24 protein-coding genes and 1 pseudogene are annotated in these 25,343 nt (G+C 71.8%); 10 read left to right on the top strand and 15 right to left on the bottom strand.

All coding sequences use genetic code 11. The features are described from left to right. The first annotated feature begins 58 nt into the window (after nucleotides 1-58). On the top strand, nucleotides 59-1,684 hold the full coding sequence (lnt, locus tag ACFWUQ_RS16380) for an apolipoprotein N-acyltransferase (RefSeq protein WP_384538321.1): 1,626 nt from the start codon (nucleotides 59-61) through the stop codon (nucleotides 1,682-1,684). Here the strand turns inward: lnt and ACFWUQ_RS16385 are convergent. Then, a complete protein-coding gene (locus ACFWUQ_RS16385; protein WP_384538323.1) occupies nucleotides 1,629-2,534 on the bottom strand; it encodes a Gfo/Idh/MocA family protein in 906 nt (301 codons plus the stop codon). The two genes, lnt and ACFWUQ_RS16385, sit on opposite strands and share 56 nt — an antisense overlap. An 85-nt stretch (nucleotides 2,535-2,619) precedes the next feature. Between ACFWUQ_RS16385 and ACFWUQ_RS16390 the strand changes: the two genes are divergently transcribed. After that, nucleotides 2,620-3,141, top strand: a complete 522-nt coding sequence (locus tag ACFWUQ_RS16390; protein ID WP_384538325.1) for a DinB family protein — start codon at nucleotides 2,620-2,622, stop codon at nucleotides 3,139-3,141. A gap of 96 nt (nucleotides 3,142-3,237) precedes the next feature. Continuing rightward, complete coding sequence (locus ACFWUQ_RS16395) at nucleotides 3,238-3,768, top strand: hypothetical protein (RefSeq protein ID WP_384538326.1); 531 nt, start codon at nucleotides 3,238-3,240, stop codon at nucleotides 3,766-3,768. A gap of 25 nt (nucleotides 3,769-3,793) precedes the next feature. Here ACFWUQ_RS16395 and ACFWUQ_RS16400 read toward each other — a convergent pair whose 3' ends face one another. The 7 genes from ACFWUQ_RS16400 to ACFWUQ_RS16430 form a co-directional block, all read right to left on the bottom strand. After that, entirely contained in the window at nucleotides 3,794-4,420 is a 627-nt protein-coding gene (locus ACFWUQ_RS16400; protein WP_384538379.1) for a hypothetical protein, read from the bottom strand. 95 nt (nucleotides 4,421-4,515) lie between these two features. After that, the gene (ung, locus tag ACFWUQ_RS16405; RefSeq protein WP_384538380.1) at nucleotides 4,516-5,184 is read right to left on the bottom strand and encodes a uracil-DNA glycosylase; all 669 of its coding nucleotides are present in this window, start codon (nucleotides 5,182-5,184) and stop codon (nucleotides 4,516-4,518) included. Nucleotides 5,185-5,285: 101 nt separating this feature from the next. Further along, complete coding sequence (locus ACFWUQ_RS16410) at nucleotides 5,286-6,869, bottom strand: ABC transporter substrate-binding protein (protein WP_384538328.1); 1,584 nt, start codon at nucleotides 6,867-6,869, stop codon at nucleotides 5,286-5,288. A 153-nt stretch (nucleotides 6,870-7,022) separates the two neighbouring features. Continuing rightward, entirely contained in the window at nucleotides 7,023-7,784 is a 762-nt protein-coding gene (locus ACFWUQ_RS16415) for an SDR family oxidoreductase (RefSeq protein WP_384538330.1), read from the bottom strand. A gap of 81 nt (nucleotides 7,785-7,865) precedes the next feature. After that, nucleotides 7,866-8,627, bottom strand: coding sequence for a 3-oxoacyl-ACP reductase FabG (fabG, locus tag ACFWUQ_RS16420; protein ID WP_384538332.1), 762 nt, complete (start codon nucleotides 8,625-8,627; stop codon nucleotides 7,866-7,868). A 139-nt stretch (nucleotides 8,628-8,766) separates the two neighbouring features. Then, nucleotides 8,767-9,150, bottom strand: a complete 384-nt coding sequence (locus tag ACFWUQ_RS16425) for a DUF3037 domain-containing protein (RefSeq protein WP_384538334.1) — start codon at nucleotides 9,148-9,150, stop codon at nucleotides 8,767-8,769. After that, nucleotides 9,147-9,992 (bottom strand): HipA family kinase, encoded by an 846-nt coding sequence (locus ACFWUQ_RS16430; protein ID WP_384538336.1) that lies wholly within the window; start codon nucleotides 9,990-9,992, stop codon nucleotides 9,147-9,149. The genes ACFWUQ_RS16425 and ACFWUQ_RS16430 overlap by 4 nt, the downstream gene beginning before the upstream one ends. A 430-nt stretch (nucleotides 9,993-10,422) precedes the next feature. Between ACFWUQ_RS16430 and ACFWUQ_RS16435 the strand changes: the two are divergent. The 4 genes and pseudogenes from ACFWUQ_RS16435 to ACFWUQ_RS16450 all read left to right on the top strand — a co-directional run. Then, a pseudogene (locus tag ACFWUQ_RS16435) lies at nucleotides 10,423-10,698 on the top strand (sugar ABC transporter permease); the annotation flags it as partial. Nucleotides 10,699-11,063: 365 nt separating this feature from the next. Next, nucleotides 11,064-12,578 (top strand): cellulase family glycosylhydrolase, encoded by a 1,515-nt coding sequence (locus tag ACFWUQ_RS16440; protein ID WP_384538337.1) that lies wholly within the window; start codon nucleotides 11,064-11,066, stop codon nucleotides 12,576-12,578. Then, a complete protein-coding gene (locus tag ACFWUQ_RS16445; protein ID WP_384538339.1) occupies nucleotides 12,575-14,320 on the top strand; it encodes a glycoside hydrolase family 6 protein in 1,746 nt (581 codons plus the stop codon). Before ACFWUQ_RS16440 ends, ACFWUQ_RS16445 begins: the two co-directional genes overlap by 4 nt. A 436-nt stretch (nucleotides 14,321-14,756) precedes the next feature. After that, nucleotides 14,757-16,598 (top strand): SpoIIE family protein phosphatase, encoded by a 1,842-nt coding sequence (locus tag ACFWUQ_RS16450; protein ID WP_384538340.1) that lies wholly within the window; start codon nucleotides 14,757-14,759, stop codon nucleotides 16,596-16,598. A gap of 48 nt (nucleotides 16,599-16,646) precedes the next feature. Here ACFWUQ_RS16450 and ACFWUQ_RS16455 read toward each other — a convergent pair whose 3' ends face one another. After that, nucleotides 16,647-16,853 carry an AbfB domain-containing protein gene (locus ACFWUQ_RS16455; protein WP_384538342.1) on the bottom strand — a complete coding sequence of 69 codons (207 nt, stop codon included), beginning with the start codon at nucleotides 16,851-16,853 and terminating at the stop codon, nucleotides 16,647-16,649. Between the two features lie 174 nt (nucleotides 16,854-17,027). After that, nucleotides 17,028-17,489, bottom strand: coding sequence for a MarR family winged helix-turn-helix transcriptional regulator (locus ACFWUQ_RS16460; protein WP_384538344.1), 462 nt, complete (start codon nucleotides 17,487-17,489; stop codon nucleotides 17,028-17,030). 104 nt (nucleotides 17,490-17,593) lie between these two features. On the opposite strand from ACFWUQ_RS16460, the gene ACFWUQ_RS16465 reads away from it, so the two are divergent. Continuing rightward, on the top strand, nucleotides 17,594-18,541 hold the full coding sequence (locus ACFWUQ_RS16465; RefSeq protein ID WP_384538345.1) for a zinc-binding alcohol dehydrogenase family protein: 948 nt from the start codon (nucleotides 17,594-17,596) through the stop codon (nucleotides 18,539-18,541). A gap of 203 nt (nucleotides 18,542-18,744) precedes the next feature. Here ACFWUQ_RS16465 and ACFWUQ_RS16470 read toward each other — a convergent pair whose 3' ends face one another. The 3 genes from ACFWUQ_RS16470 to ACFWUQ_RS16480 all read right to left on the bottom strand — a co-directional run bounded on the left by ACFWUQ_RS16470 (nucleotide 18,745) and on the right by ACFWUQ_RS16480 (nucleotide 21,429). Continuing rightward, nucleotides 18,745-19,440, bottom strand: a complete 696-nt coding sequence (locus ACFWUQ_RS16470; RefSeq protein WP_384538347.1) for an SAM-dependent methyltransferase — start codon at nucleotides 19,438-19,440, stop codon at nucleotides 18,745-18,747. 572 nt (nucleotides 19,441-20,012) lie between these two features. Next, a complete protein-coding gene (locus ACFWUQ_RS16475; protein WP_384538349.1) occupies nucleotides 20,013-20,528 on the bottom strand; it encodes a GNAT family N-acetyltransferase in 516 nt (171 codons plus the stop codon). A gap of 283 nt (nucleotides 20,529-20,811) precedes the next feature. Then, nucleotides 20,812-21,429, bottom strand: coding sequence for a cysteine hydrolase (locus tag ACFWUQ_RS16480; RefSeq protein WP_384538351.1), 618 nt, complete (start codon nucleotides 21,427-21,429; stop codon nucleotides 20,812-20,814). A gap of 77 nt (nucleotides 21,430-21,506) precedes the next feature. Here ACFWUQ_RS16480 and ACFWUQ_RS16485 point away from each other — a divergent pair, with 77 nt between their 5' ends. After that, nucleotides 21,507-21,965: a pyridoxamine 5'-phosphate oxidase family protein gene (locus ACFWUQ_RS16485; RefSeq protein WP_384538353.1), complete on the top strand. Its 459-nt coding sequence runs from the start codon at nucleotides 21,507-21,509 to the stop codon at nucleotides 21,963-21,965. Between the two features lie 70 nt (nucleotides 21,966-22,035). On the opposite strand, the gene ACFWUQ_RS16490 is transcribed toward ACFWUQ_RS16485, so the two are convergent. Continuing rightward, nucleotides 22,036-22,938, bottom strand: coding sequence for a LysR family transcriptional regulator (locus tag ACFWUQ_RS16490; protein ID WP_384538355.1), 903 nt, complete (start codon nucleotides 22,936-22,938; stop codon nucleotides 22,036-22,038). A gap of 73 nt (nucleotides 22,939-23,011) precedes the next feature. Here ACFWUQ_RS16490 and ACFWUQ_RS16495 point away from each other — a divergent pair, with 73 nt between their 5' ends. Continuing rightward, a complete protein-coding gene (locus tag ACFWUQ_RS16495) occupies nucleotides 23,012-24,028 on the top strand; it encodes a DMT family transporter (RefSeq protein ID WP_384538357.1) in 1,017 nt (338 codons plus the stop codon). Here the strand turns inward: ACFWUQ_RS16495 and ACFWUQ_RS16500 are convergent. Continuing rightward, the gene (locus tag ACFWUQ_RS16500; RefSeq protein ID WP_384538359.1) at nucleotides 23,994-25,328 is read right to left on the bottom strand and encodes an aminotransferase class I/II-fold pyridoxal phosphate-dependent enzyme; all 1,335 of its coding nucleotides are present in this window, start codon (nucleotides 25,326-25,328) and stop codon (nucleotides 23,994-23,996) included. The two genes, ACFWUQ_RS16495 and ACFWUQ_RS16500, sit on opposite strands and share 35 nt — an antisense overlap. Nucleotides 25,329-25,343: the final 15 nt, after the last annotated feature.

The raw sequence follows: 25,343 nt of genomic DNA on the forward strand, positions 1-25,343 counted from the left end.
TCGGCGCCCGTCCGGCACGATCGGAGGGCACTGCCACACTGGAAGGGGAGGCGCGCGCATGGCATCGATCCGCACCGGTCGGCTCGCGCGGTGGTCCGCTGCGGCGGCGGTCCCCGCCGGAGCGCTGCCCGCCCTGTCCTTCCCCGCGCCCGCCCTCTGGTGGTTCGCCTACGTGGCCCTCGTGCCCTGGATGCTGCTGCTGCGCTCCGCCCCGACCGGGCGGCGGGCGGCTCTGGAGGGGTGGCTCGGCGGCGCCGGGTTCATCCTGGCCGTCCACCACTGGCTGCTGCCCAGCCTGCACGTGTTCCTGCTGCCCGTCGCCGCGCTGCTGGGGGTGCTGTGGATCCCGTGGGCCCTGCTGGTGCGCCGGCTGCTGGGCGGTGTCCCCTCGGCCGGTCGGACGGGCGCGGCGCTGGTCCTCGTACCGGCCGGGTGGCTGCTCTCGGAGCTGGTCCGGTCCTGGCAGGGGTTGGGCGGCCCCTGGGGGCTGCTCGGCGCCAGCCAGTGGCAGGTGCAGCCCGCGCTGCGGCTGGCATCGGTGGGCGGGGTGTGGCTGGTGAGCCTGCTGGTGGTCGCGGTGAACTGCGCCCTGGTGGCGCTGGTCGCCGCGCCCGGGACTCGGGCGCCGGCCGTGGCCGGAGCGACCGGGTGCGCGGTACTGACGGGCGCGGTGTGGCTGTGGGCGCCGGCGCCCGCCGTCTCGGGCGGGCTGCGGGTCGGGGTGGTGCAGCCGGGGCCGGTGGCGGGCCCGGACAGCGCGGAACGGCGCTTCGACGTCGGGGAGCGCCTGACCAGGGAGCTGGTCGGGCGGTCCGCGGACCTGGTGGTGTGGGGCGAGAGCAGTGTCGGCGAGGACCTGGCGGCCCGTCCGGACCTGGCCCGTCGGCTGGCCGCGCTGTCCTCGGAGGTCGGCGCTCCGCTGCTGGTGAACGTGGACGCACGGCGCTCGGACCGGCCCGGGATCTACAAGAGCGCGGTACTCGTCGGCCCCCTGGGCCCCACCGGTGACCGGTACGACAAGATGCGGCTGGTCCCCTTCGGCGAGTACGTCCCGGCCCGCGCGCTGCTCGGCTGGGCCACGTCGGTCGGCAAGGCCGCCGGCGAGGACAGGATCGCCGGCGCGGCCCCCGTGGTCATGGACCTGCCCGCCGGGCCGGACGCGCCGGCCGGCGCGTCCGGGGCGCGGGCGGGCGTCCGCGTCGGCCCGCTGGTCTGCTTCGAGTCGGCCTTCCCCGACATGAGCCGCCGCCTCGTCCGCGACGGGGCGGACCTGATCGTGGCCCAGTCGGCGACCTCCACGTTCCAGGAGAGCTGGGCGCCGGCCCAGCACGCCTCGCTCGCCGCGCTGCGGGCGGCCGAGACCGGCCGCCCCGTGGTGCACGCCACCCTCACCGGTGTCAGCGCGGTGCACGGCCCGTCCGGCGGGCGCGTCGGGCCGGTCCTGCCCACCTCCGCGAGTACCGCCCGGGTGTACGGGGTCCCCCTCTCGGGGAGCACGACCTTCTACGCCCGCCACGGAGACTGGGCGGTGGCCGCGTCCCTCGCGGCCCTGGCCGCCTACGGCGCGGCCGTGGGCGTCCGCGGTGTCCGCCTGCGCCGGAGCGGTGGCGGGGGCGGGAGCGGCGCGCTCAGGAGGCCTGCTCCAGAGCCGAGTTCACCACCCGCTCGCACAGCTCGTGGGTGAGCAGGGCGTCCCGGGCGCTGAGCGTCCTGCCCGCGGCCACCGCCTCCAGGAAGTGGTCCACGACCTGCTCGATACCGCGCTGGCGGGCGACGGACACCCAGTCCCCGCGGCGGCGCACGGTCGGCTGCCCCTTGTGGTCGATGACCTCCGCGAGGTTGACGACCTGCCGCTTGGTGTCCTGCCCGGACACCTCCAGGATCTCCTCTGCGGATCCGGACAACCGGTTCATGATGCCGAGCGCGGTGAAGCCCTCGCCGGCCAGCTGGAGCACCACCTGGCTCATCAGCCCGTCGCGCACCACGGCGCGGACGTCGACGCGGTCGATCTCGCCGGGCAGCAGGAAGCGGAGCGTGTCGACGACGTGGATGAAGTCGTCCAGCACCAGGGTGCGCGGGTCCTCGGGCAGCCCGACCCGGTTCTTCTGCATGATGATCAGCTCGCGCGGGTGGTCGGCGCACTGCGAGTAGCCGGGCGCGTGACGGCGGTTGAAGCCGACGGCGAGGGACACCCCGCGCTGCTCGGCCAGGCGTACGAGCCGGCGCGAGTCCTCGATCCCGTAGGCGAGCGGCTTGTCCACGTACGTCGGCACGCCGGCCTCCAGCAGCCGCGTGACGATCTCGGGGTGGGCGGCGGTCGAGGCGTGCACGAAGGCGGCGTCGAGGCCCTCGGCGAGGAGCGCGTCGAGATCGGTGTGCCGGCGCGCGGCCGGGACGTGGTGGATCCCGCCGATCCGCTCCAGGGTGGCGGGAGTCCGGGTCTGCAGGTGCAGCTCGATTCCCGGGCGGGTGGTGAGGACGGGCAGGTACGCCTTCTGGGCGATGTCGCCGAGTCCGATGCAGCCGACCTTCACCGGGGGCCTCCAGGTTCGATTCCAGGTGGGACCCCGGCAGCTTAATCCCTGGTGGGCGGGGGGCGCGTTCGACCAGGATGGGCGCATGACGAACTCCGGAACCCACCGCCCCGAACCCTCCACCACGGCCGGCGAGCGCGACATGCTCGACGGCTGGCTCGACTACCACCGCTCCACCCTGGCCTGGAAGTGCTCGGGCCTCGGGGACGCCCAGCTGCGCCAGACCCCCCTCAAACCTTCCGAGTTGAGCCTCATGGGCCTCGTACGGCACATGGCCGAGGTGGAACGGTACTGGTTCCGCGAGATCATGCTCGGTGAGGACCTGCCCGAGCTGTACTGCACGCGCGAAGAGCCCGACGGCGACTTCCACTTCACGGACGCGGACACCTGGGCCGCGGCGGAGCAGGTGTGGCAGACGGAGGTCGAGCTTGCGCGGCAGGCCGCCGCGGGCCGGCCGTTGGAACAGGAGTCGGATCCGGCCGCCCACCACCGGGGAGAGACGTTCAGCCTGCGTTGGGTGTACACCCACATGATCGAGGAGTACGCCCGCCACAACGGTCACGCGGACCTGCTCCGGGAGCACACAGACGGCAGCACCGGCGAGTAACGGCTGTCCTCCGGACACCGCCTCCCCGTCACCCGTGCGGGGTGAATATCGGCCCCGGGTTTTCGCAACGGGGTCCTCGCACAGCAGAGTTGCGCCGTGCATCCAACCCGAACCACGACAACCCTCCTGCTCGGAGTCGCCTGCGCGGTCTCGGCCGTCTCCGGCTGCGTGCAGGTGAGCCCCGCCGCCGTGCAGCCGGCGGCCGCCCCCACGGCGGGGGCCCCGCCGCGGCACCAGCCGCGCGGCGGCCCCGCGGCCGAGCCGGTGGTGGTCCGGGCGCCCGCGCTGGAGGCGCTGGAGGCGGTTCCGGAGCGGCCCGCGCGGCCGGCGGCGTCCGGCCCCGCGCACGACTCCCCGCGGCGCGCGGCACGGGAGGCTCCCGGAGCGCCCCTGGAGGCCGCTCCTCCGGTCCCGTACATCCCCGAGCCGCCGAGGCACCCGGGGGCCTCCTCCGGGCGCTCCGAGGGCCGCAAGGGCCGTTCGGGTCAGGACGCGGAGGTGGAGCGCGAGGTGCTGCGCAGACTTCCGGTGCGCCCGGCCGACGTGTGCGCGCTCGGCCGCCGACACGGGCACTGGCGGCCCGACAGCCCGGAGGCCCGTATCTGTGCGGGCGTCCAGGGCGGTTGAGCGCCCGCCGGGGCCCAGATCCGGCCTAGGGCGACTGCTCCGGGAAGGGCCGCGGGTCCGGGCCCGGGTCCGGCTCCGCCGCCAGTCGGCGTTCGAGCCGGGCGATGGCGGCCCGTACGCCGTTCCCGTACCCGTCGTCGGCGAGCGCGGCGGTGGCCGCGCGGGCCCGGGCCAGATGGGTCCGGGCCGCGTCGGGCCGGCGCAGCTTCACGTAGTCGGCGGCCAGGCTGAGGTGCAGGGAGGGGTAGAACACCCGCATCGCCAGGTGCGGCTCCGCGTCGGCCCGGCGGGCGTCCCGGGAACGGGCGCCGGGCTCGGGCGAGGGCCCCGGGCCGGGCTCCGGGCCGTCGCCGGACTGCGGGCCGACGCCGGGCCCCGGGCCCTCGCCCGGCTGCGGGCGGGCGCGCAGGGCCTCGGCGGCGGTCAGGGCCCGCAGGTCCCAGGCCAGCTCGTCCGCCGGGTCGTCCTGGGCGTCGGCCATGTAGTGGGCGAGGGTGCACCGGTGCAGGAAGTCGCCCTCCTCGCCGATCTCGGACCAGATGTCGCCGAGCCGGTTGCGGGCCTCCTCGCGGTCCCCCGCGTGCAGCAGGATGACCGCCTGGCCGATCCTGGTCATGACGGCGTCCTCCGACGCCTCCCGCTGCTCCGTCAAGGCGGCCTCCGGCTTGCTCTGCCGGACCTGCTCCGGTCCGATCATCAACACGCTAGCGGGAGGTACCGGCATTGGCACCGAGGCGCGGTGGGGCGTCAGCCGAGGTCCGGGATCCGCCAGTCGATCGGCTCATGGCCCTGGGCGGCGACGGCCTCGTCGATCTGGGTGAAGGGCCGCGACCCGAAGAACTTCTTGGCCGACAGCGGGGAGGGGTGGGCACCCTTGACGACCACATGGCGCTCCTCGTCGATCAGCGGGAGCTTCTTCTGGGCGTAGGCGCCCCACAGCACGAAGACGGCGGGGTCGGGGCGCTCGGACACGGCGCGGATCACCGCGTCGGTGAACTTCTCCCAGCCCTTGCCCTTGTGCGAGTTGGGCTCGGCCTCCCGGACCGTGAGGACCGCGTTCAGCAGCAGGACGCCCTGGCGCGCCCACGGCATCAGGTACCCGTTGTCCGGGACCGGCAGGCCGAGCTCCTCCTTCATCTCCTTGTAGATGTTGCGCAGCGACGGCGGGGTCCTGACCCCGGGCCGCACGGAGAAGCACAGCCCGTGGCCCTGGCCCGCGCCGTGGTAGGGGTCCTGGCCGAGGACCAGGACCTTCACCTCGTCGAAGGGCGTGGCCTCCAGGGCCGCGAAGACCTCCTCGCGGGGCGGGTAGACCGGCCCGTTCGCCCGTTCCTTCTCGACGAACTCGGTGAGCTCTTTGAAGTAGGGCTGGTCCAGCTCCCCGCCGAGGACGGGGAGCCAGGACTCGGGCAGCATCTGGGTCACGGCGACAACCTCCGGTACAAGTTCGTGCGACTGCTCCAGAACCTACCCGGGGCCACTGACAGCGCCTCGACCGCCCGTGGCGGCCGCGGCGGCTACCAGCTGGTCTTGCGGTACAGCTCCCACATCTGCATGGCGGTCTGCGGGTCGAGGGCCCGCTCGGCGCCCGCGACGTCCTCGCGTGCGGCGACGTACAGCTTGCCCTGCCACAGGGGCAGCAGCCGGACGTCCTCGGCGAAGATCTGCTGCGCCTGCTCGAACTGCAGGATGCCGGCCGCGCGGTCGCCCTCGCGCCGGGTCTTGGGCAGCAGCTCGTTGATGATCTGGGCGGGCTCGTACGGGGTGCCGACCGCGTTCTCCTTGCCGACGAACGGCGCGATGAAGTTGTCCGGGTCCGGGAAGTCGGGGAACCAGCCGCGGCCGAAGACCGGGTACTCCTGGTTCTTGTAGCCCACCTGGAAGTCCTTCCAGGGCTGGCCCCGTAGGGTGACCCGGAAGAGGCCGGACTCGTCCAGCTGGCGCTTGAGCTCGGTGAACTCCTCCGCGGTCGAGGAGCCGTAGCGGTCGGTGGTGTACCAGAAGGTCAGGTCGACCGGCTGGGTGATCCCGGCGTCCTTGAGGATCTTCTGGGCCTTCTTGGCGTCGGCGTGGCCGTACTTGTCGAAGAAGGGCGTCTTGTGGCCGACGACCCCCTTGGGAACCATCGAGTACAGCGGCTCGGCCGTGCCCTGGTACACCTTCGAGACGAGCACGCCGCGGTCGATCACCTGGGCGATGGCCTGGCGCACCGCGAGCTTGTTGACCTGCGGGTCCTTGGGGTTGAAGACCAGGTAGCGGATCTCGGCGCCGACGTTCTCGACGACCTGGACGCCCAGCTCGTGCGCGGCGGGGGTCTGGAGGTCCTTGATCTCCGGGGCCGACAGGCCTCGGTAGGTGGCGTCGATCTCCTTGGCCTTGAGGGCGGCGACCATCTTCACGGAGTCCGTGAAGTAGCGGATGGTCACGCCGTTGTTCTTCCGGTTGGCGAATCCCGCGTAGCTCCCGTTGCGGCCGAGGACGGCCTCGCCGCCCTCCTTGTACGCGTCGAGCACGTACGGGCCGGAGCCGGTCACCTTGCCGTCCTCCCGCACCTTGTCGGCGGGGTAGTCCTTCGGCGCGACCAGCGAGGCGGCGGGCGAGCCGAGGACGTACGGGAAGGTGGCGTCGGGGGTGTTCAGGTGGAAGACGACCGTCAGCGCGTCCGGGGTCTCGATCTTGTCGAGGGTTCCGAAGAGGTCCTTGGGACCGACCTTGGAACCGATGGTCCGGATCCGGTCCAGGGAGTGCTTGACGGCCTTGGCGTCCAGCGGCTCGCCGTTGGAGAACTTCAGGCCCTTGCGCAGGGTGCAGCGGTACGACTCGTTCTTGGAGTCGGTGAACTCGCAGTTCTGCGCGGCGTCCGGCTGCGGCTTGAGGGAGCCCGTGGGGAAGGCCAGCAGGGTCTGGTAGACGTTGCGGTACAGCTCCCAGGAACCGTCCCACGCCGCCGCGGGATCGAGGGTGCTCGGTGCGCTCGTCGTGCCGACGACGATCCGCTTGGCATCGTCACCGCTGTCGTCCGAGAGCATTCCGCACCCGGCGAGCAGGGATATGGACGCAAGGGCCGCAGTGATCTGCAGGCATCTGGTCCGGTTGAACACGTGCACGCTCCTCGATCAGCCAGGGGTGCGGCAGACCCTACCGCAGTGCCCCACGAATCCAATGGGGGAGGTTTCGTGGGGCACTTGACCGGTTCCGTGCCTATTCGGTACGCATTTGCCTCCCCTGCGGAGGCGAATGTGTCCGGTTATCGGTCAATGCACTCCGGCATTCAGGAACATTCCCCCGTCAATGACCAGAGTTTGCCCCGTGATCCATTCCGCTTGTGCAGAAGTGAGGAAAGCCGCGGCCCCTCCGATGTCCTCGGGCACCCCGAGCCGGCCGAGCGGGTAGGCCGCCGCGGCCTCCGCCTCGCGGTTCTCGTACAGCGCCTGCGCGAACTTCGTCTTCACCACGGCGGGGGCGATCGCGTTCACCCGGACCCCGGGCGCCATCTCGTGGGCGAGCTGGAGGGTGAGGTTGACCATGGCGGCCTTGCTCATCCCGTACGCGCCGATGAACGGCGAGGCGGAGACACCGGCGATCGACGCGATGTTCACGATCGCACCGCCGTTGTCCTTCTGCCAGGCGTGCCAGGTCCGCTGCGCGAAGCCCAGCGCCGAGATCACATTGGTCTCGAAGACCTTCCGCGCGACGCCCAGGTCCAGGTCCGCGATGGGTCCGAAGACCGGGTTGGTGCCCGCGTTGTTCACCAGGAAGTCGACGCGGCCGAAGGCCTCCATCGTGCGCTCGACGGCGACGGCCTGGTGGGCCTCGTCGTGCGCCTTGCCCGCGACGCCGATCACCCGGTCGGCGCCGAGGCGCTCGACGGCTTCCTTGAGCGCCTCCTCGTTGCGCCCCGTGATGCAGAGCCGGTCGCCGCGCGCGACCAGCGCCTCGGCGATCCCGTAGCCGATGCCCCGGCTCGCTCCCGTGATCAGCGCGACCTTGCCGCTGTCGGGTCCGTTGTCCGTCATGACGTGGGTCCTGCCTCTCGTCAGCTCGTCTGCTCGTCTGCTCGTCCCGATCGACCGGCCGATCCGCCGGTCGGCCGCCCGTCAGGCGAGCGGGCCGCCGGCGACGTACATGACCTGGCCGGACACGAAGCCCGCGGCCTCGCCCGTGAAGAAGGCGATCGCATGGGCGATGTCGTCGGGGCGGCCGACGCGCTGAACGGGGATCTGCGTGGCGGCGGTCGCCTGGAAGTCCTCGAACCCCATGCCGACGCGGGCCGCCGTCTGGGCGGTCATCTCCGTGACGATGAAGCCGGGGGCGACGGCGTTGGCGGTGACGCCGAACTTGCCGAGCTCGATGGCCAGCGTCTTGGTGAAGCCCTGCAGGCCGGCCTTGGCCGTGGAGTAGTTGGCCTGGCCCCGGTTGCCGAGCGCGGAGCTGCTGGAGAGGTTCACGATGCGGCCGAACTTCGCCTCGACCATGTACTTCTGGCAGGCCTTGGCCATCAGGAACGCGCCGCGCAGGTGCACGTTCATGACCGTGTCCCAGTCGTTGTCGCTCATCTTGAAGAGCAGGTTGTCGCGCAGCACGCCCGCGTTGTTGACCAGGATGGTCGGCGCGCCGAGAGCGGCGGCCACGCGCTCCACGGCCGCCTCCACCTGGGCGCTGTCGGAGACGTCGCAGCCGACCGCCAGGGCCCTGCCGCCGGCCGCGGTGATGGTCTCCACGGTGTCCTTGCAGGCCGCCTCGTCCAGGTCGAGTACGGCGACCGCCCGGCCCTCGGCGGCCAGGCGTACGGCGGTGGCCGCGCCGATGCCCCGGGCCGCCCCGGTCACGATCGCGACGCGCTGCTCGGTGGTGGACATGCTGGATCTCCTCGCCCTTGAGAGACGGCCGCCCCTAGGTGAGCAACCGCTTAGTAGCTTCAGCTGAGGAGACGCTAGGAGCCCTGGCACCCGGTGTCAACGTGCGCAATACACCGGGGCCCGGTTCATCCGCCGGAGGTCAGCGCACCAGGAGTTCGAGGAGCCGCTCCACCTCGGCCTCCGGGTCCGCCGTCAGGCCGGTGTGCACCGGCCCCGGCTGTACGACCGTGCTGCGGGGGGCGATCAGCCAGCGGAACCGGCGGCCCGCGTCGTCGCCCGCGGCCTGTCCCGCCGGCTCGCCCCCGCCGCACACGCCCGCGACCCCGCGCAGCGCGGCCCGCACGCCGGCCACGTCGGCGCCCGGGTCGAGGACCAGCAGCTTGCGCTCGTCGAGGTGGATGCGCGCGGCGACGTAGGACAGCGCCCGGCAGTAGACGATGACGCCGGCGTTGAAGCACTCGCCGCGCTCCATCCGGGGCACCACGCGCACCAGCGCGTACTCGAACACGTTCCGCCCGGTCACTGGCCGTCGCTCTTCTTCTTGGTCGGGTGGGGCCATTCGCCGAGGTGCTCGGTGAGCCATCCGGGCGGTCCGGCCGAGGTCGGCACCTCGGCCTGCAAGGTGATCCGCTCGTGGATGGTGGCGGCGCGCGGCAGCAGCACGTCCACGTAGGCGCGGCGCACCGCGTCGGTGGACTCGAAGCCCGGCTCGTCCACCAGCCACTCGTCGGGCACGTCGGCCGCGACCTCGGTGAGCAGGTCCTCGGTGACGAGCGGCGCGAGCGCCGCCGCCGCTGCCCCGATGTCCGGGCCCACGGGGGCCAGTACGTGGTCGGAGGCGTTGTAGGGCTTGGCGGCGGCCGACGCGGCGGTGGGCCAGTTGTGGTGCCAGATCATCGTGGCACCGTGGTCGATGAGCCACAGGTCGCCGTGCCAGATCAGCATGTTCGGGTTGCGCCAGGACCGGTCGACGTTGTTGATCAGCGCGTCGAACCAGACCACGCGCCCCGCCTCGACCGGGTCCGCGCGGTAGGCGAGGGGGTCGAATCCGATGGAGCCCGGCAGGAAGTCCATGCCGAGGTTGAGTCCGCCGCTGGACTTCAGCAGCTCCTGGACCTCCTGGTCCGGCTCGCCGAGCCCGATGACGGGATCGAGCTGCATCTGCACCAGCCTCGGCACCCGCAGGCCCAGCCGCTGGGCCAGCCGCCCGCAGATGACTTCGGCGACGAGGGTCTTGCGCCCCTGGCCGGCTCCGGTGAACTTCATGACGTAGGTCCCGAGGTCGTCGGCCTCAACGATCCCCGGGAGCGAGCCGCCCTCACGCAGAGGCGTGACGTAGCGGGTCGCGATCACTTCTGTGAGCATTTTCCCAGGCTAGCGGGCGGACGCACTTCACGATCCGAGGTTTTTATCCGAATCTCGGACCAGCCCGGACGGACCGGCGATCAGCGCTGGGGAGTTCGGTCCAGAAACCTCGCTCCCGCCGCCGTCGACGGCTCGGCGACCCTTGCCGCAAGCCTGGCCGCGTGAAGTGAGCATGGTGGTCCAGCGTGACTGCCTCAGGACAGGGAAGCCATCCCCGTGCGCCGCACCCCCACTGCCAGGGCTTGGTTCCCTCCAGCTGCGGCGGGAAATCACACCGACCCGAGCCAGGACGGGCTTCCACATGGAGGTGTCGTACGGGTCTCGGCGGCCCTCACCAGCGGTGACGCTGCACCGCTCTACGGCCCGCGCTCGACTGCGGCTCGAAACCCGCACCATCCCGCGGCCACCTCGCTCCCGGGCCGGGCCGGACCTGGCCGCGCTGGCCGGGCTGGTCTTCGCTGCCCGCCTCAACACCGGTACGCCCCAGGCGGGCATCAACTTCGAACTGGAGGCGATCGCGGCGGCCTTCATCGGCGGCGCCTCGGCGTCAGGCGGTGTCGGCAGCGTGCTCGGCGCGATCATCGGCGGTCTCGTGCTGGGCGTGCTGAACAACGGCATGTCACTGGTCGGTATCGGCACCGACTACCAGCAGGTCATCAAGGGTCTCGTGCTGTTGGCGGCGGTCGGTTTCGACGTGTGGAACTAGCGCAAGGCCGGCTCCTGAGGGTCGCCGCGCGATGCCGGTTCGCCTTGGCCCACCGGCCGGGGCGAACCGGCACGCCTCCTCATGTCAGGGCACGGGAGCTCACACCTCCTCGGGGCAACGCAGAGGGGGTCTTGGGACGGAAAAGCGGGGTGACGCACCAGTGGGAGCGCTCCCACCATGCTCTCCGGCCGAGCGGGGGGTCAAGATGCGTGAGCCGTCGAAGAAAATCAGGGCGCGCCGTGACGAAGCCGCGCACGGCTCTGTTCGCCGGCCGGGCCGCGCGCTATGGTCCAGCCTTACCAGTGGGAGCGATTCCGACAGTTGACGCTGCGTCACGCACGCGTCTGAGCTGCAAGGAGTCGCTCATGCGACACCCCCCGCACATGCCCGCATTACTCCTGGGCACGGCTCTCGTCACGGTGAGCGCCGCGCCCCTCTCCCATCTCCCGGCGGCCGCGGCCGCGCCGGTCTGCGCCGTCCAGTACGCCGTCACCCACACATGGGACCAGGGCTTCCAGGGAGCGGTCACCCTCACCAACAAGGGTGCTCCGCTGTCTGGTTGGACGCTCACTTTCGACTTTCCGGGCATCCAGAGAGTCAGCCAGGGCTGGAACGCGAAATGGTCCCAGACCTCGCGTACCGCGACGGCGGCCAACGAGACGTGGAACGGCGGACTCGGCTCCGGATCGAGCGTCACCCTCGGCTTCCTGGCCTCCTGGTCGGGAACCAACCCGGCCCCCACGGTCTTCTCGCTCAACGGAAACACCTGCGCCACCGCGCCCGGCGGCCCGACCGAGCCGCCCACGCCGACGCCCACACCCACACCCACACCCACACCGGTGGAGGATCCGCCCGTCCTGCGCGTGAGGGGCAACAAGCTGGTCGACGCCTCCGGCGCCACCCGCCGCCTGACCGGAGTCAACCGCTCGGGCAGTGAGTTCATGTGCGTCCAGGGTCACGGGATCTTCGACGGCCCCGTGGACGACCACGCTGTCACCGCCATCGCCGACTGGAACGCCAACACGGTCCGCATCCCCCTCAACGAGGAGTGCTGGCTCGGCCTGGACAACATCAAGCCCGAGTACGCCGGGGCCCGCTACCGCGACGCGGTGACCGCCCTGGTGCGGCGCATCGAGGACCACGGCATGACCCCGGTCGTCGAACTGCACTGGTCCTGGGGCCGGTACACCGGCAGTTCCGCGGGCTGTGCGGACATCCACGCCAGCTGCCAGAAACCCATGCCGGACGCCCGCTACGCCCCGGCCTTCTGGACCTCGGTCGCGAACACCTTCAAGAGCGATCCCGCCGTCGTCCTCGACCTGTTCAACGAGCCCTATCCGGACCGCGCCGCCTCCACCCCTGGCCAGGCCTGGGCCTGCTGGCGGGACGGCGGCACCTGTCCCGGCATCGACTACGAGGTGGCGGGCATGCAGGACCTCGTCGACGCGGTACGGGCCACCGGCGCGCAGAACCTGATCCTGGCGGCCGGCATCGCGTACGCCAACGACCTCAGCCAGTGGTGGGCGCACCGGCCGCACGACCCGGTCGCCAACCTCGCCGCCGCCTGGCACGTCTACAACTTCAACGCCTGCGCCGACGAGGCCTGCTGGGACTCCGTACTCGGCCCGCTCGCGGCCGAGCTGCCGGTCGTGGCGGGCGAGATCGGTGAGAACACCTGCTCGCACGCCTTTGTCGACCGGGTGATGCGGTGGTTCGACGGCCGGGGGCTGTCCTATCTCGGCTGGACCTGGAACACCTGGGACTGCTCCTCCGGTCCCGCACTGATCAGCTCCTACGAGGGCACACCCACGGCCTTCGGCATCGGGCTGCGCGACCGTCTGCGCGCCCTCCCCACACGCGAAGGAAAGGACACACCATGACCTCCACGACTTCGTTCCGCCGCCGTACCGCCTTACTCGCGGCCGTGGCCCTCGTCGCCGCGGCCACGGGTACCGCGACGGCCGTGTCCGCCGGCGGCCCGGGAACGGCCGCCGCCGGCTGCAAGGTCGACTACAGCGTCCAGAACCAGTGGGGTTCCGGCTTCACCGCCGCGGTCACCGTCACGAACACCGGCGCGGCCGTCCAGACCTGGCAGCTGGAGTGGGGTTTCGCCGGAAACCAGCAGGTCACCCAGGGATGGAACGCCGGGCTGACGCAGAGTGGCGCCGGCGTCACCGCCAAGAACGCCGCCTACAACGGGGCGCTCGGCACCGGCGCCTCCGCCTCGTTCGGATTCAACGCCTCCTATAGCGGGGACAACGCCCTCCCGGCCGCCTTCAAGCTGAACGGCGTCACCTGCGGCACCGGCCCCGGCCCCACGGACCCGCCCGGCCCGACCGACCCGCCGGGGCCCACCGACCCGCCCGGGACCCGCGTCGACAACCCGTACCGGGGGGCGTCGGTCTACGTGAATCCCGAGTGGTCGGCGAAGGCCGCGGCCGAGCCCGGCGGCAGCCGGATCTCCGGTCAGCCGACCGGCGTGTGGCTGGACCGGATCGCCGCTATCGCCGGCACCCCGAGCAGCATGTGGCTGCGCGCGCACCTCGACGAGGCCCTGCGGCAGAAGGGGGCGGGCGAGCTGGTCATCCAGGTCGTCGTCTACAACCTCCCCGGACGCGACTGCGCGGCCCTCGCCTCCAACGGTGAGCTGAAGGCCCACGAGATCGACGCGTACAAGGCGCGCTACATCGACCCGATCGCCGAGATCCTGGGCAACCCCAAGTACGCGGCTCTGCGGATCGTCACCACGGTCGAGATCGACTCCCTGCCCAATCTGGTCACCAACACCGGCAGCCGGCCCACCGCGACCCCGCAGTGCGACACCATGAAGGCCAACGGCAACTACGTGAAGGGCGTCGGCTACGCCCTCAGGAAGCTCGGAGCCGTCCCCAACGTCTACAACTACGTCGACGCGGGGCACCACGGGTGGATCGGCTGGGACGACAACTTCGGCCCGTCCGCCGACCTGTTCAAGCAGGCCGCCACGGCCGAGGGCAGCACCGTCGCCTCCGTGCACGGATTCATCACCAACACCGCCAACTACAGCGCCCTGAAGGAGGAGCACTTCGCCGTCGGCGACACAGTCGCCGGCAAGTCCGTCCGCGAGTCGAAGTGGGTGGACTGGAACCGCTACGTGGACGAGCTCTCCTTCGCCCAGGCATTCCGCGCCAAGCTCGTCTCCGTTGGCTTCGACCCGGGGATCGGCATGCTCATCGACACCTCACGCAACGGCTGGGGCGGCGCCGCCAGGCCCACCGGCCCCGGCTCCCGGGCCGGCGTGGACACGTACGTCGACGGAGGCCGCTTCGACCGGCGCGTCCACGTCGGAAACTGGTGCAACCAGTCCGGGGCGGGGATCGGTGAGCGTCCGACGGCGCACCCGGCCGCGGGGATCGACGCGTACGTATGGATGAAGCCGCCCGGCGAGTCCGACGGATCGAGCAGCCAGATCCCCAATGACGAGGGCAAGGGATTCGACCGGATGTGCGACCCGACGTATGGGGGCAATCCGCGCAACGGATTCAACCCGTCGGGAGCCCTGCCGGGCGCGCCGGTTTCCGGCCGCTGGTTCTCCGCCCAGTTCCAGGAACTGATGCGCAACGCCTACCCGCCGCTGCGATAGCCGGCGCCACCGGCAGGTGACGCGCGGCCGTCGGCGACCGCCTCTCGTGCGTCGTCGGCGGTCGCGCCGGTGCGCGGGCCGCCACCGGCGCGCGAGCACCGCTCGCGGGGTGTTCAATGAGATCAGGAGCGTCATCGATCCTGCCGGAATGAGACACGAGTGAGCGTCAACGGCCCGAGGGAATCCGTCACGACAGCGGACTTCCCCACGGCTGTTCTGGTTCTCGACGCCGCCGGCAAGGTCCTGACGGGCACACGCGCCGCGGCGACGCTGCTCGGCGCTCCTGAGGCCTTCGGGGGCCTCCTGCGCCGAGCCGCTCGCCGCGGAACGGCTCTTCGAGGACCCCGGCCTGTGGGCCCGTCTCGTCGCCGGAGCCGTCGGAGGTGCCCGGCGCGGCGCCCGTGCCCGACTGCGCCGGCCGGACGGCGGCGGGCAGTTGGAGGCCGATGTCGACCTCATCACCCTCATGGAGGGGTCGCCGGCCCGATTCCTGCTGCGCCTGCGTCGCGCCGACCCGGCCCACCCCGTACCGCTCGCTGTCGCCGACGACCTCCGTCGGGCACCGCCCCCGCCGCCGGCGGACCAGCGTTCCGCCGAGCGACAGGCGCTGCTCCACGCGGCCGCCGCGGAGATCGGCAGTTCCCTCGACCTGGTGCGCGACGCCGAACAGCTGACGGAGGTACTCGTCCCGGCGTTCGCCGACCTCGCGGCCGTCGACCTGACCGAATCCGTGCTGCTCGGCGAAGACCCGGGAGACCTGATCACCGGAGCGCCGATGCGGCGCGTCGCCGCGCGGGCCGCCGACGGCCGATGGCCGCCGGAGAACAGTGCCGTGGGCGAGACCATCCGGCTCGGGAGTGTCGAGAGCGTCCACCTTCGCGGGGGCTCAGCAGTCTTCCTCCCCGACCTGACCGAGCTCCGCGCGGTGCTGGCGGGTGAGGCGGATCGGATACGGCTGATTCTTCCGCCTCAGGCCACCTCCCTCATGCTGGTCCCGCTGCGGGCACGCGGCGCGGTCCTCGGCGCGCTGGTCCTGTGGCGCACCGCGGAGGGGCGAACCTTCGACCAGGAGGACGCGGTCCTCGCCGAGGAGATCGGCTCCCGGGCCTCGCTCAGCATGGACAACGCCCGCCGGTACACCCGTGAGCGCCGTACCGCGGAAGCCCTGCAGCGCAGTCTCCTGCCCAGGCCGGTCATGGACGTCACCGGCGCCGAGACCTCAGGCGTATACGTTCCCGCCGCCACGACGGCGGCCATCGGCGGCAGCTGGTTCGACGTCATCCAACTCCCCTCGACGCGGCTCGCGTTCGTCATGGGAACGGTGGCCGGGCACGGCCTCGGCGCCATGGCCGCGATGGGGCGTCTGCGGTCGGCCGTACAGACCCTCGCCGACCTCGACCTCACTCCGGACGAACTGCTGGCGCACCTCGACGACCTCGTGGTGCGTTTCGCGGAGGAGGACGCCCACCAGGAGCCGCGCGGGGACGCGCCGAGCACGCTGACGGGAGCCACCTGCATCTACGCCACCTACGACCCGGTGTCCCTCACCTGCGTGGTTGCCGGCGCCGGCCACCCGCCGCCCGTGCTGGCCGCCAGGGGACGGGACGGGAGCGGCACGGTGACGTACCGCCCGGGTCCGGTTCTCGGCACCGGCGGGCAACCGTTCGAAGCGGTGGAACTGCGTCTGGGGCCCGGCGATGTGCTGGCCTTTTACGGCGGAGAGCTCGCCAAGGGCACCGACCGGTCGGAGCGGCAGCTGGAGACGGTCCGGGCGGGTGCGCGGGACGGCGCGGACAGCGGGCGGCCGGTCACCGAGATCGGGCACGGCATCCTGGGCGCCCTGTTGAGCGAGCCGCCGGACGACGACCTCGCCCTGCTCGTGGCGCGGGTCAGGGAGGTGTCCGCCGACGCCACCGCCGCGTGGGAACTGCCCGCCGACCCGTCCTTCGTCCGGGAGGCCCGCGCGCTCGTCACGGACCGGCTGACCGCCTGGGGCCTGGAGGACCTCGTCTTCACCACGGAGCTGATCATCAGCGAGCTGGTCACCAACTCCATCCGGTACGCGGGCGGCCCGGTCGGCCTACGGCTGATCAAGGACCGTGTGCTGATCTGCGAGGTCTCCGACCCGAGCCAGACACAGCCGCACCTGCGCCGGGCACAGCTCACCGACGAAGGCGGGCGCGGCCTGTTCCTCGTGGCGCAGCTCACCCACCGGTGGGGCAGCCGGTACACGGCGGCCGGCAAGACCATCTGGACGGAGCAGCTCTTGGGCGGCTGACGCCCCGCGCCCGCCGCGGGGCCGGCGGTGGACACGGGCACGGCGCGGCTACTCCAGGCGGAAGGTGGCGTCGGCCTTGGCCGTCGTGGTGGCCGCCGGCCCCGAGTACAGCAGGAAGTCGCGGTGCCGTAGGAAGCGTCCGGGCGCGCCGTACGACTCGTAGGAGGCCCCTGCCGCGTCGGCGAGTCCGGTGCGCCGGGGGAAGGTGGCGCTGCTCTTGAAGGCGGCGCTGCCGTCGTTCCTCTCCAGCCCCACCTCGCCGTTCCTCTCGCCAGGTTCCTGACGTCCGCGTCCAGCCTGGCCCGGAACTCCCAGTGGCGGACGTAGCGGTCCGGGTAGTTGAGGGAGGCGGTGCGGAGCGGCGCCGTGGGACACCGGGATGCCGAAGTTGGTGGGGTGGTCGGGGCCCCGCGCGTGGCGGCCGCAGGCTCAGGTGGCGGGCGGGGCTGCCGCGTGGCGCGTCTGCTGGGTCAGGATGGTGGTGGCGCGTTCCAGAAGTTCGCAAAGTGCAGCGTGTTCGGCGGGCGTGAACGCGTCGGTGAGCGCACGCTCAAGGATGACCACCTCCTGGTAGGCGCGGTCCAGCAGTGCCTGGCCCGCGTCGGTGAGGGTGGCGATCTGCACCTTGGCGTGCACGGGGGACGTCTCGCGTCGGATCAGTTTCTTGGTCTCCATGTTGGTCAGCACGCTGCTCATGCTCTGCTGCGTGACGCCGCAGGACCGGGCCACTTGGGCGCCGGACATGCCGCCTTCGCGTGAGAGGACCAACAGCACGGTGTACTGCGTCATGGTCAGTCCGTAGGCACGCAGTACTGCCTCATGGTGCGCCATCAACGCCTGCTCCGACCGCCTGATCCGGATGCAGAGGTTGTTCTCGATCGGGGCTTTCACGCACACTCCCACTTCATTGACAGGTCCATGTGTTGACTCAGGATCCTTACACACCTACAGTCCTCGACTGTAAGGATACTGAGTCAACACAGGGGGCTGTAACCATGAAGGCTGTCATTTTCGACACCGGTGACCACTACCGGGTCGCCGAACTCGATGAGCCCACCCCCGGCCCCGGGCAAGTGGCGATCCGCGTGGCATACGCCGGGATCCAGTGGGGCGACATCATGGTCCGGGACGGCCACTTCCCCGTACCGCGCCCCTTTGTCCCTGGGTTCGAGGCATCCGGGCACGTCGTCGCGGTCGGCGCGGGTATCGACGCACGCCGGGTAGGTGAGGCCGTCACCGCGCTGACCACCTCAGGCGCCTACGCCGAGGTGGTCCTCGCACCCGCCACGCTCACGTTCGGCATCGGCAGCATGCCGCTGAGGGCAGCCGCAGGTCTTGGGTGGGGCGCACCGACCGCCTATGACCTGATCAACACGGCCGCGCACGTGCGGCCCGGGGAAAGCGTGCTGATCCACGCCGCCGCCGGCTCAGTCGGCACGCTCGCTGCCCAGTTCGCCCGACTGGCGGGAGCAGGCCGGATCGTCGGCGTGGTCGGAACTGCCGACAGGGCCGAATATGCCGCGCAGTTCGGGTACGACCGGCTCCTGCTCCGCGAGGAGTTGCCGGCCAAGCTCGGCGACGAGAAGCCCGACGTCATCCTCGACCCGGTCGGCGGCTCGACCCGCACCGCCGGCCTCAAGCAGCTCGCAGCACACGGCCGACTGGTGGCATACGGCAACCTCGCCACGTACGAACCCGTCCTCGCCAACGCCAACGGCCTTCTCATGCACGGCAAGTCACTCCTGACCTACAACAGCAACCTGCTCAGCCAGACCCACCCCGAGCGGCTCGCCGACAGTGCCCGCCGCGCACTCGGCCTCGTCGCCGACGGCAAGGTACGCACGGACATCACCACCGAGTACGCCCTCGGGGACCTGGCCATGGCCGTGCAGCGCCTCGCCGAAGGCACAACCCACGGCAAGAGCATCCTCCGCGTCGCCTGACAACACGCGGAAAGCGCCGACCACGAAGCGGCTCCCGCGGTGAACCCCGCCGGGACGGAGGTGATCACCTCGGACGCGGGAGCAACTCGCATGTGACCATCATCAGCGCTGGGCAGCGGCCCTGGCCGATGCCCAGCCTGCCGTGCACCCACACAGCCCCAACCATTCGCGTCAGGCCCCGAAGGACTTTCGGAGTTGACCACCTAGTTCTTGCGTGCGGTTACCAGAGCGAAGGAGAGAAACTCTCCGCCATCCGCGGTGAGCATGTCGATGACCGGCTGGTTGGCGCTCTGGCCGTCCGGCTGATGCTCGGCGCACGCCTGGGCCCACAGCAGCCAGTCCTGCCAGGCATCTTGCTGTAGCCGCGCGGACGTGACCTCCACCAGTTCAGTGATCGCCCACTGGAAGCGCCACCACTCCGCCGTGTGCCAGGCGATCGCTTCCCAGCCCACCACGTCCTTGATGTGGGACGGGATGGCCCCGAGTTCACGGACGTCCCGTGTCATGGCGGGAGTCGCCATGGCCAGTTGTCCGCCAGGGCGGAGAAACCGGATCAGGTAGGGCAGGTAGTTGTCTCCCGTACCGAAGTACTCGAACGCGTCGACGCTCACGATGGCGTCAAAGCTCTCCTCCTTGAACGGCAAGGCGTGCGCCTCCGCTCGCACAGCCTCCACCTGATCGCCGACACCCGCGTCGGCGAAGACGGCTGCCGCATCCTCGGGGGCGATCCACAAGTCCGCCGCGACGACTCGGGCGCCAAACTCGCGGGCTAGGAACACCGACGTGGCGCCCTTGCCGGAACCGAGGTCGAGAATCCGCATCCCCGGGCGCAGATCAAGGTCCTGGGCGAGGTCCTCCAGCATCCACAACGGGTTCGGCCCCATGGCGAGGTTGAGCAACCAGCCAGGGTCATAGCATGACGAGCGCGGATAGCGGTCCGGACGTACGAGATCATTCAAGGCAGTCACGAGCACGAACCCAAGCCGATCATCGCTCCAGGCACAACCCGGTTTCGCCTCGCTGCTTCGACTCCCCGCCCATGTGCAGGCGCGGCAGCATTCGATCCCGGCCCTTGGAACTGGTGAGCTGATGTCGGCGTCGGACCGCTCCGGCTCGGTACGACCGTCGACGAAGTGGTTGAGGCGACGTCATCGCGTATGCCGAGGCAACGGACGTGCAATTTTGCTACACGCCCGAGGGCTACGCAGGACCGGATGATTGAGGGGTCGTGACGCGCGGGCAACTTGTCGGTCCGGTCCTCCGATCGCGTCCGTTGTTCATGGTGACGCGCGACGGCGCGAATACCGAACGGGACTCGATGCCCTCCGAGGAGTACGGCGTCAACGGCCAGTCCGTGACCTGACGTGGTGTGACTCATGATGTGATCTCATCCGTCGCTGCGTCGTCCGAAGGGTCGGAGCCGCGACCGCGGCGAGGTCCTGGAGGGCACCGCTTCCAGGACCCCACGCAATCAGCGTAGATCGCGGTCCGGGTTCGAGATCCTGAACTTGACTACGTTCTCCCCGGTCGTCCAACGGCGGAAGCCGGCCTTCTCCAGTACTCGGACTGAGGCCGGGTTCGACAGTTCCACGTCGGCGGACACCGTGTGGACGTCCGGCAAGGTGAGGGCGAAGTGTGCGAGGGCCTTGGTGGCCTCGGGGGCATAGCCTCGGCCACGCCGAGAGACGACGATGCCGTAGCCGATCTCAAGGATCCCCTCGCTGGGCGGCCAGAACAGGCCGATGGAGCCCACCACTAGCCCGCTGTCGCGCTCAATGACCAGACGGTGGCCGTAGGGGCCAAGCCAGTCGGGGCGCTGCTCGAAGAGGCCCGCGACCACCCGATCGCCTTCGGCGGGAAAGTCGTCCGCCCAGTGCGGGGGCCGGGTGCCGTCGAGGACCGCGATGGCCTCGCTCCTGGCCCAGGGCCGCAGGACGAGGCGCTTGGTGACCACGTCGGCGTCGACGTGTGAAGAAGAGGAAGACATGTGTCTCTCCTGGTCGTTGGAACGACCGGCCGCACTGTTATCGCACGGGCCGGATGAGGGCATGCTGATGACGGCCAACGGCAGCCATATTCATCAACCTCCTCATCCCGAGATCACGCGTCTGTCGCGCCATCGTGAGGGTAGTAGCCCTTCCTCTGCCGGGGCAACTCCTTGCCGGACTGCTGCGTCGGCCTCGACGACCCCCGGGAGCGAGCCGCCCTCACGCAGAGGCGTGACGTAGCGGGTCACGATGACTTCGGACAGCATCGCCCCAGGTTATCCGTCAGGACGCCCGGGCCGTCCAGCGCGCGAGGAGGGCCTCGGATGTCGTGATGGTGGCGACCAGGGCGAGGGAGTTGCGGATCACCTCGGCGGTGCAGGAGGCGGGCACGCCCGCGATGGCGTCCGCCGGGACCACCACCCGGTAGCCGAGGTTCACGGCGTCGAAGACGGTGTTCGGGATCGCGATGTTGGAGGAGACCCCGGTGACGACGAGGGTGCGGATGCCGAGGTTGCGCAGCAGTGCGTCGAGGTCGGTGCCGGCCATCGGGGAGAGGCCGTGCAGCCGGCGCACCACCAGGTCCTGCTCGGCCACCACCACGGGGGCCGCCACCTCCACCGCCGCACTGCCGGACAGCTGGCGCACCGGCAGTTTCCCGGCGGCCCGGAACAGCCGTGCGTTCGTGTTGGCCCCGAGCCCGTCCGGCCGCCGCTCGGCGACCGCGTGCACCACCTGTACGCCGGCCCCGCGCGCGGCGTCGGCGAGCGCGGCCACCCGTTCCAGCATCCCCGAGTCCCGCGCCGCTGCCGCGAGTTGGGGCAGCGCGCTCCGCTCACCCACGACACCGTTCTGGCACTCGACGGTGAGCAGGGCGGTGGTCGCGGGATCGAGATCGGGCATGGCTCCCCCTGGCGCGGCGGCGGTGGAGCCCTCATGATTCCTGACACACAGTCAGATGTGAAGGGGCGCGGAATCGGATGGACGAGACACAGCGGCGGGGCCGCCGCATCATGATGACCGACGCGGAAGTGGACGCCTTCCTGAGGGAGCAGCGCACCTGCCGGGTGGCGACGGTCTCCCCCGACGGACGCCCGCACGTGGGCGCCCTGTGGTTCGCCTGGGACGGCAGCTCGCTGTGGCTGTACTCGATCACGCGCAGCCGGCGCTGGTCCGACCTGCGCCAGGACTCCCGCGTATCGGTGGTCGTCGACGCGGGCGAGTCGTACGACGAGCTGCGCGGGGTGGAGCTGTCGGGCAGCGTCGTCTTCGTGGGCGAGGCCCCGCGCACCGGAGAGCCCTGCCCCGAACTGGCGGAGGCCGAACGGATCTTCCCGCGCAAGAACTTCGGCATCGAGGAGATGCCGCACGACGGGCGGCACGCCTGGCTCCGCCTGACCCCGGACTCCGTCGTCTCCTGGGACTTCCGCAAGCTCTGAGGCGGGTCGGACCGAGGCGCGTCACACGCGGCCGGTCCGGGCTCGGGCGAGGGGCGGCGACGCCGTCGGGTCACACGCGGCCGGAGGCCGCCTGCCGGAGCGCCTGGACCGCGGCCCGGATGGAGGGCCGCCGGTCGGCGTCCGCGCGCCAGACGGCGTACACGTGCCGGCGTACGGAGTCGCACACCGGCAGGAGCCGCACGCCGGCGGGCACCGGTCCCCGGCCGAGCCTCGGCGCCACGCACACGCCGAGCCCGGCTTCCACGAAGGCGAGCTGGGTGTGGTGCTCCTCCGCGATGTGGGCGATGCGCGGCTCGATGCCGGTGCCCCGCAGGGTGAAGACCAGCCACTCGTGGCAGAACTGGCCCTCGTTCCAGGAGATCCAGTCGTCGTCGCCGAACTCGGCCAGGGAGATCCGGGTGCGGTCGGCCAGCCGGTGGCCGACCGGCACCGCGATGTCGACCGAGTCGTCGAGCAGGTGTGTGCGGGTGAGCTCGGAGGGGACCGGCATCCGCTTGTTGTGCCAGTCGATGGCCAGCGCCATGTCGAGGTCGCCCCGGACGACGGCCGCCATGCTCTCCTCGGGCTCCTGCTCCCGGACCCGGGCCCGCAGCTCGGGGTGGTCCGCGCGCAGGGCCGACAGCGCCCGCGGCAGCAGTCCGCGCATGGCGGTGGGGAAGGCGCCGATCCGCAACTCGCCCACGGCGCAGCCCCGCTGGGCCTCGACATCGGCCTGGGCGAGCTCCACCTGGGAGATGATCCGGGCCGCGTGCTCCGCGAGCAGCCGCCCGGCGTCGGTGAGCCGGACCCCGCGCCCGTTCCGGGCCAGCAGCGGCTGGCCGACCTCGCGCTCCAGCTTGGCCATCTGCTGGGAGACGGCCGAGGTGGTGACGTGGAGGCCGTCGGCCGCGCCGCTGACCGAGCCGTGCCGGGCGAGGGCGTCGAGGGTGCGCAGGCGCTCCAGGTTCAACATGTAAGCGATGCTACGCCGTCCCCGGCACGAACTCTCGCTTGTCCTACGAAGTTGATACGAGCACAGTAAGGGCATGAGCGCACCCGCGGCACCCCCGCCGACCCTCCCCTCCTCCCTCTCCGCCACCGGCCGCGCGGGCGCCGCCGCCTCCCCCGGTACACCGCGCCGGACCGGCCGCCTGGACTGGCGCGTACGCTTCGCGATCCTGTCGGTGGTCTGGGGCTTCAGCTTCCTGCTGATCAAGGTGGGCACCGAGGCGTACGCCCCCTTCCAGGTGGCGCTGGGCCGGGTGCTGTTCGGCGCCCTCGCCCTGCTCTCCGTGCTGCTGGTCCGCCGCGAGCCGCTCCCCCGGGGCCTGCGCACCTGGGGCCACCTCGCCGTGGCCGCCCTGCTGCTGAACACGGTGCCGTTCTCGCTGTTCGCCTACGCGGAGCTGACCATCCCCTCCAGCCTGGCCGGCATCTGCAACGCCACCTCCCCCCTGTGGGGCATGGCGCTGTCGATCGTCGCCCTGTCCGAGGACCGGCCCACCCGCCGCCGCTTCGCCGGTCTGGGCCTCGGCTTCCTCGGCGTGCTCACCGTCCTGGGCGCCTGGCAGGGCTTCTCGGGCGTCGACGGCAGGGGCACCGCCCTGGCCCTGCTCGCCTCGCTCTGCTACCCCGTCGGCTGGATCTACGTCCGCCGCACGCTGGCCGGCACCCCGGGCTCCCCGGTAGCCCTGACCGGCGGCCAGCTGCTCGTCTCCACGCTGCAGCTCGCCCTGGTCAGCGCCCTGTTCACCTCGGTCCCCGGCTCCTTCCCGCTCTGGCCCACCCTCTCGGTGATCGCCCTGGGCGCCCTGGGCACGGGCCTGGCCCTGCAGATGCAGTACGGCCTGGTGACGGAGGTCGGCCCGACCACCGCCCAGATGGTCACCTACTTCATCCCGATCATCGCGACCACGGCGGGCGTCCTGGTCCTGGGCGAGCAGCTGCACTGGAACACCCCGGTGGGCGCCGCGATCGTCCTGGCGGGCGCCGCGCTCACCCAGACCCGCCCCGGCGCCCGCAAGCGGGTCAGGCGTACCGGGCCCGCGACGCCCGCGGGCTGAGCGCCGCGGCCACGGCGTCCGCCAGCTCCGCCGTGTCCCGCGGCGCCAGCTGCGACACCGTCAGCCTGATCCCCGGCGCCGCCTCGACCCGGAACCGGGCCCCGGCGGCGACCCCCCACCCGGCGGTCAGCAGGCTCGTCACCACCGAGGTCTCGTCGGCGACCGGCACCCAGACGTTCATCCCGCTGCGCCCGTGCGCCCGCACGCCCCGCTCCCGCAGCGCGGTGAGCAGCGCGCTCCGCCGCTCCCCGTACGAGCGGGCCACCGCGGCCCGGTCCACCGCGTGCGTGCTCCACAGCTCCACCACCGCGTACTGGAGCAGCCGGCTCACCCATCCCTGCCCCAGGCGCTGCCGGCCGCGGACCCGGTCCAGCGTCACCTCGTCCCCGGTGAGCACCGCGAGCCTGAGGTCCGGCCCGTAGGCCTTCGCCGCGGAGCGGATCAGCGCCCAGTGGCGGGTGGAGCCGCCCAGCGCGTGCAGGGGCAGCTCCACGATCCCGTGCCCGTGGTCGTCGTCCAGCACCAGCACCTCCGGGTGGCCGGCCAGCACCGCCCGCAGCTCCCGGGCCCGCGCCGCGCCGACCGCGGCTCCGGTGGGGTTCTGCGCGCGCGAGGTGACCACCAGGGCCCGCGCCCCGGCGGCCAGGGCCCGCGCGACGGCGGCCGGCTCGGGCCCGTCGTCGTCGACGGTCACCGGCAGCACCCGCAGCCCGAGCGCCGGGACCAGGTCCAGCACGCTGCCCCACCCCGGGTCCTCGACCGCGACCGCGTCGCCCGGCCGCAGGTGCGCGGTGAGCACCCGTTCGATGCCGTCCAGGGCGCCGGAGGTCACCGCGACCGGTCCGGCCGGCACCCCGTCCGCCGCGAAGTCCGCCCGGGCCAGGCGCGCGAGCTCCGGGTCGACGGGGTCGTCCCCGTACAGCGTCGGGGCCTGCGCGTACCGCCGGGCCGCGGCCGCGAGCGGCCCGGCGAGGGAGGGCAGCAGGGCCACGTCCGGATTGCCCGCGGAGATGTCCCGCACACCCGGCGGAAGCGGGGTCCGCGGCGCGTCCCGGGGCGCGCTCGACGGCCGGGCCCGCACCCGGCTGCCGCGCCGGCCGTCGGTCTCGATGACCCCGCGCTCGCGCAGCGCGCGGTAGGCGGCGGCCACGGTGTTGGGATTGACGCCCAGCTCGCCGGCGAGCTCCCGCATCGGGGGCAGCAGCGCGCCGGGAGCGAGCTCGCCCGCGCCCACCCCCGCCTCGACGCTGGCCGCGATATCCGATGCGCGACGACCTGTGATTCGATAGTCTCCTAGCACAAAGCACATTATGCA

The sequence above is a fragment of the Streptomyces sp. NPDC058662 genome, assembly GCF_042716255.1.
Taxonomy (GTDB): domain Bacteria; phylum Actinomycetota; class Actinomycetes; order Streptomycetales; family Streptomycetaceae; genus Streptomyces.